Source organism: bacterium, from assembly GCA_030654305.1.
Classification (GTDB): Bacteria; Krumholzibacteriota; Krumholzibacteriia; order LZORAL124-64-63; family LZORAL124-64-63; genus PNOJ01.
Map to the genome: position 1 here is coordinate 1 of JAURXS010000048.1, position 5,400 is coordinate 5,400.

A 5,400-nucleotide genomic window follows, 5' to 3' on the forward strand; every position below is an offset into this window, starting at 1 on the left:
GGCTGACGCGGCTGGGCGTCGACCGGCTCGGCCTGGAGCCGCTGGACCGGCGCTACCTGCGGCTGATCGTCGAGCACTTCGCCGGCGGGCCCGTCGGCCTGCAGAACCTCGCGGTGTCGTTGGGCGAGGAGCAGGACACGCTCGAGGACGTCGTGGAACCCTTCCTGATCCAGACGGGCCTGCTCAAGCGCACCCCGCGCGGGCGCGAGACGACGGAACGGGCCTGCGCCCACCTTGGGCTCGCCCCGCCCCGCCGCAGCCAGGACGGCCAGGGTGACCTGCTCTGAGCCGCCGGCCGACGCGCCCGCCTTCCACTACGAACTGCCCCCGCGACTCGTCGCCCAGTCGCCAGCCCCGCAGCGCACCGGATCGCGCCTGATGCTGGTCGGGCGCGACGGGGCCGTGCGCGGCGAGAGCCGCTTCGCGGACCTGCCGGCGCTGCTGCGCGCGGGCGACCTGCTGGTGGTCAACGACTCGCGGGTCCTGCCGGCGCGGCTGCGGCTGCGCCGGGCCAGCGGCGGTCGCGTCGAGCTGCTGCTGGAACGGCCCCTGCACGACGAAGAATCCGACGCCGGGGCATGCGTCGCCGGGCGACCTGCCGACGGTTGCTGGCTGGCGCTGGCCCAGCCGATGCGCCGCCTGAAGGACGGCGAGCGGCTGCATCTCGAGGGCGGCGGCGGGACGTCCGAACCGGACGGGACGATCGAGATCGTGGGGCGCACCGAGGGCGGCGGGCTCGTCGTGCGCGCCTGCGGGTGCGACCTCGCGGACCTCGCGCAGCGGCGTGGCGAGACGCCCCTGCCTCCCTACATCCGGCGCGGCCCCGGCACCGCGCCCGCGCTGGCGGCGCTCGACCGCGAGCGCTACCAGACGGTGTACGCGCACGAGCGGGGCTCGGTCGCGGCTCCGACCGCCGGCCTGCACTTCGACACGGAGCTGACGGCGCGGTTGCGGGAGGCCGGCGTCGGCTGGGCGACCGTCACCCTGCACGTCGGTTCCGGCACGTTCCGGGCGCCGGACGCCGGTGATCTGGCGCGGCGCCGCCTGCACGCCGAGCGCTTCACGCTGCCGGCCGCGACGGACGCCGCCGTGCGGCGCTGCCGGCGAGAGGGCGGACGCGTCGTTGCGGTCGGCACCACGACGCTGCGGGTCCTCGAGACGGCCCGCCGCCTGGACCTGGACCGCGACGGGCCGGACCGGCGCCGCTGGGGTCCGGGGACGCCGGACGCGCCGGCGGAGTTCGCGGGCGAGGCCGTGCGCGAGCCCGGCGACGCCATCGCCGCCGGAGGCTGGCGCGTGTCCGGGCTGACGCGGCTGTTCGTGGCCCCGCCGGATGCCGTCACGGCGGCCGACGGCCTGATCACCAATTTCCACCTGCCGGGCTCGTCGCTGCTGATGCTGCTGGCGGCCTTCCTCGGCGGGACGGACCGCTGGCGGCCGGCCTACGCGCGGGCGGTGGACGGCGACTGGCGTTTCTACAGCTACGGCGACGCGATGCTCGTCCTGCCGGACGCGGCCGCGATGCCGCAGGACGGACGATGAACGGGGACGGACGATGAACCAGAATTCCCCGCCGGCGCTCGACCGGCCCTTCAGCTTCGAGGTGACGGCCCGCGACGGCGCGGCGCGCCGCGGCCGGCTGCGCACGCCCCACGGCGAGGTCGAGACGCCCGTGTTCATGCCCGTCGGCACGCATGGCTCGATCAAGGCCATGACCTTCGAGCAGGTGGCCGCGTCGGGCTCCCGACTGATCCTCGGCAACACCTACCACCTGTACCTGCGCCCCGGCCACCGGCTGATCGAGGCGCTCGGCGGGCTGCACCGCTTCGAGGGCTGGGACGGGGCGATGCTCACCGACAGCGCCGGCTTCCAGGTCTTCTCGCTGTCCGCGCTGAACAAGGTCGACGAGGACGGCGTGGCCTTCCGTTCGCACCTGGACGGCAGCAGCCACCGCTTCACGCCCGAGCTGTCGATGGAGATCCAGCTGGCGCTGGGCGCGGACATCGTCATGGCCTTCGACCACTGCCTGCCCCACGGCGCCGACGCGGCCGCCGTCGCGGCGGCCGTGGACCGCACCGACCGCTGGCTGCGCCGCTGCCGCGATGCCTTCGGCCCCGGCGGGCGCCGCCACAAGGACGGGTACGAACGCGTGCTGTTCGGCATCGTGCAGGGCGGGTTCGACCCGGTGCAGCGGCGGCGCTCGGCCGAGCTGGTCGCCGCCCTCGACCTGCCCGGCACGGCCATCGGCGGCGTCTCGGTCGGCGAGCCCGTGCCCCTGATGCGGGAGATGACCGCGACGACGGCGGCGCTGCTGCCGCCGGACCGGCCGCGCTACCTGATGGGGGTTGGCTTCCCCGACGACATCGTCCACGGCGTGCTCGCCGGTGTGGACATGTTCGACTGCGTGCTGCCGACGCGCATGGGCCGCACCGGCACCGTGCTGACGCACGACGGCCGGCTGGTGGTCAAGAACGGCGCCTACGCCCGCGACGAGCGGCCGCTCGACCCCGACTGCGGCTGCCCGGTCTGCGCGCGCCACAGCCGCGCCTACGTGCGGCACCTGCTGTCCTGCGGCGAGATCCTCGGCCTGACGCTGGCCACCACCCACAACGTCTGGTTCTACCAGGCGCTGATGCGCGGCCTGCGCGAGGCCATCGCGGCGGGACGCCTGCAGGCCTTCGCCGCGGCCTTCCTCGCGCGCTGGGAGGAGGGCGAGCGCCGGCGCCTGGCCGGCGACGTCGACCGCCCCTGAACGGATCCGCATTGCCCAGTCCGCGACTCCGGGTTTGCCCGCGGCCCCCCGCTGTGCCATCTTGGAGCGGCGCCGAGCACGAACGACGACAAGGAGACGACATGTCGCTGGTCAACTTCCTCGCCATGAGCCCCGCGCCCCAGCAGGGGCAGGCCGCGCCCGGGCAGGGCGCCATCCTCATGAACTTCGTCTTCATCGGCATGATGGTGCTGGTGTTCTACCTGCTGATCTGGCGCCCGAACGCCCAGCGGCAGAAGAAGCACCGCCTGATGCTCGAGAGCCTCAAGAAGGGCGACCAGATCGTCACCACCGGCGGCCTGTTCGCGACCGTGCAGAGCGTCAAGGACGACCGCCTGGTCTGCACCATCGGCGACGGCGTCAAGGTGGAGATCGCCCGCAGCGCGGTCGCCACGGTCCTGCCGGCCTGACGGTGACCGCCGCCGCGCCGCGTCGCCTGGTGCTGTACGGCGACCGGCGCCTGCGCCTGGTCTGCCGCAGCCCGGAGCCCGGCGAACCGGGGCTGGACGAGCTCGTCCGGGACATGCTCGCGCTCATGCGGCACCACCGCGGCGTCGGGCTGGCCGCGCCCCAGCTGGGGGACGACCGGCGCGTGATCGTGGTGCAGCCGGACCTCGCGGGGAAGCGGCCGCCGCTGGTGATGCTCGACCCCGTGCTGGAGGAGACGAGCGGCCCGTCGACCGTGTTCGAGGAGGGGTGCCTGTCCTTCCCCGGCATCTACCGGCGGATCGCGCGGCCGCGCGCCGCGGTGGTGCGCTACCGCGATCCCGACGGCGCGGCCAGCCTGCTGCGCGACGACGGCCTGGCCGCGCGCATCGCCTTGCACGAACTGGATCATCTGGACGGGATCCTGATGGTGGACCACCTCGGTCCCTGGCGGCGTTTCGGCGTGGAACTGCGGCTGGGTCTGCGGCGACTGCGCCCCACGGGAGGTCGCGCGTGAGGATCGTGTTCATGGGCTCGCCGGACTTCGCGGTGCCGACGCTCGACGCCCTGGTCGAGAGCCGCGCCGAGATCCCCCTGGTCGTCACCCAGCCCGACCGCCGCGCCGGGCGCGGCCGCCAGCTCGAGGCGACCGCGGTCAAGGACGCCGCCCGCGGGCACGGGCTGCCCGTCGTCGAGTGGGGCCCGGGCGACGCCGCCCGCGTCACACAGCTGGTGGCGGACGCGGCGCCCGACGCCGTGGTGGTGACCGCGTTCGGCCACATCCTGCGTCAGTCCCTGCTCGACCTGCCCCGACTCGGCTGCATCAACCTGCACGCCTCGCTGCTGCCGCGCTGGCGCGGCGTCGCGCCCGTCCACTACGCGATCCTGCACGGCGACGCCTGGAGCGGCGTCAGCATCATGCGCATGGACGCGGGCGTGGACACCGGGCCGGTCCTGGCCCAGCACGCGGTGGCCATCGACCCCGAGGAGACCGCCGGCGACCTGCTGGTCCGCCTGGCCGGCCTAGGCGCCGACCTGATGGTCCGCACCCTGCGCGGCCTCGAGCCGGGCGGCGCGCCGCTGACGCCGCAGAACGAGACGGGCGCCGTCTACGCCCCGAAGCTCAACCGCTCGCTGTCGCCCCTGCGCTGGGAGCGCTCCGCGGTGAAGGTCCACAACCAGGTGCGGGGCCTGCAGCCGTGGCCCGGCGCCACGACCTTCCTCGCCGACCACCAGATCAAGATCACCGAGGCCCGGCCCTGGTCCTTCCACACCTCCGGCGCCGAGCCGGGCACCGTGCTCGCGGTGGTGGACGAGGGCCTGTGCGTGGCCTGCGGCGAGGGCGTCCTGCTGGTGACGGGCCTGCAGAATCCCGGCAAGAAGCCGATGACCGCCGCGGAATTCCTGCGCGGCTGCCCGATCCCCGCCGGCACCCGATTGCGCTCATGAGCCTCGACCCCGTGCGCCGCCTCGCCTGGGACGTGCTGCAGCGCGCCGAGCGCGACGAGAACCTCGACGCGGCCCTCGACGACGCCCTGGCCCGCCTGCCGGACGAGCGCGACCGCCGTTTCCTCGCGGAACTCGTGAAGGGCGCGCTGCGCTGGCGCGGCCGCTACGACCACCTCGTGCGGCGGTTCTCGCGCCACGACGCTGCGACGCCGCCGCAGATCGCCGACGTGCTGCGCCTGGGCCTGCACCAGCTGCTGGGCATGGACCGCGTGCCGGACCACGCGGCGATCCACCAGAGCGTGGCCCTGGCGCGCGAGGTCGCGGGTCCCTGGCCCGCCCCCTTCGTCAACGGGCTGCTGCAGTCGGTGCGGCGGACGATCGACGGGGCGCCGCAGCGCGAGGAGGCCCTGCACGCGCTGTTCCCCGACCCCGCCCGCGACCCCGACGGCTGGCTGTCGACCTGGTGGAGCCACCCGCGCTGGCTGGTCGCGCGGTGGCGCGCGCGCTACGGGCTCGCGGCGACCGCCGAACTCTGCCGCTGCAACAACCTGTCCCCGCCGCTGGCCGTGCACGTGCTGGCGCCCGCCGATCCCGCGGCCGTCGCCGCGGCCCTGGCCGCCGCCGGCCGCTCCGCCCGCCCCGGGGAGCTGAGCCCGCGCGCCCTGCTGCTCGCGAGCGAGGAGCGCGCCGATCTGGCGGCACTGCTGCGGACCCGACCGGAACTGATCGTCCAGGACGAGGCGGTCCAGGCGGCG

At 75.1% G+C, this 5,400-nt stretch carries 7 protein-coding genes; all 7 read left to right on the forward strand.

Features of this window, described 5'->3' with window-relative positions:
- The coding region (locus Q7W29_01120) for a Holliday junction DNA helicase RuvB C-terminal domain-containing protein (protein ID MDO9170417.1) at nt 1-287 on the forward strand (287 nt) is incomplete at its 5' end.
- On the forward strand, nt 274-1,542 hold the full coding sequence (locus Q7W29_01125; GenBank protein ID MDO9170418.1) for an S-adenosylmethionine:tRNA ribosyltransferase-isomerase: 1,269 nt from the start codon (nt 274-276) through the stop codon (nt 1,540-1,542). The genes Q7W29_01120 and Q7W29_01125, both read left to right, overlap by 14 nt.
- A gap of 13 nt (nt 1,543-1,555) precedes the next feature.
- On the forward strand, nt 1,556-2,752 hold the full coding sequence (tgt, locus tag Q7W29_01130; GenBank protein ID MDO9170419.1) for a tRNA guanosine(34) transglycosylase Tgt: 1,197 nt from the start codon (nt 1,556-1,558) through the stop codon (nt 2,750-2,752).
- A 101-nt stretch (nt 2,753-2,853) separates the two neighbouring features.
- Complete coding sequence (yajC, locus tag Q7W29_01135) at nt 2,854-3,180, forward strand: preprotein translocase subunit YajC (GenBank protein MDO9170420.1); 327 nt, start codon at nt 2,854-2,856, stop codon at nt 3,178-3,180.
- A 2-nt stretch (nt 3,181-3,182) separates the two neighbouring features.
- Entirely contained in the window at nt 3,183-3,713 is a 531-nt protein-coding gene (gene def / locus Q7W29_01140) for a peptide deformylase (GenBank protein MDO9170421.1), read from the forward strand.
- On the forward strand, nt 3,710-4,645 hold the full coding sequence (gene fmt / locus Q7W29_01145; GenBank protein MDO9170422.1) for a methionyl-tRNA formyltransferase: 936 nt from the start codon (nt 3,710-3,712) through the stop codon (nt 4,643-4,645). Before def ends, fmt begins: the two co-directional genes overlap by 4 nt.
- The coding region (locus Q7W29_01150) for a transcription antitermination factor NusB (protein ID MDO9170423.1) at nt 4,642-5,400 on the forward strand (759 nt) is incomplete at its 3' end. The genes fmt and Q7W29_01150, both read left to right, overlap by 4 nt.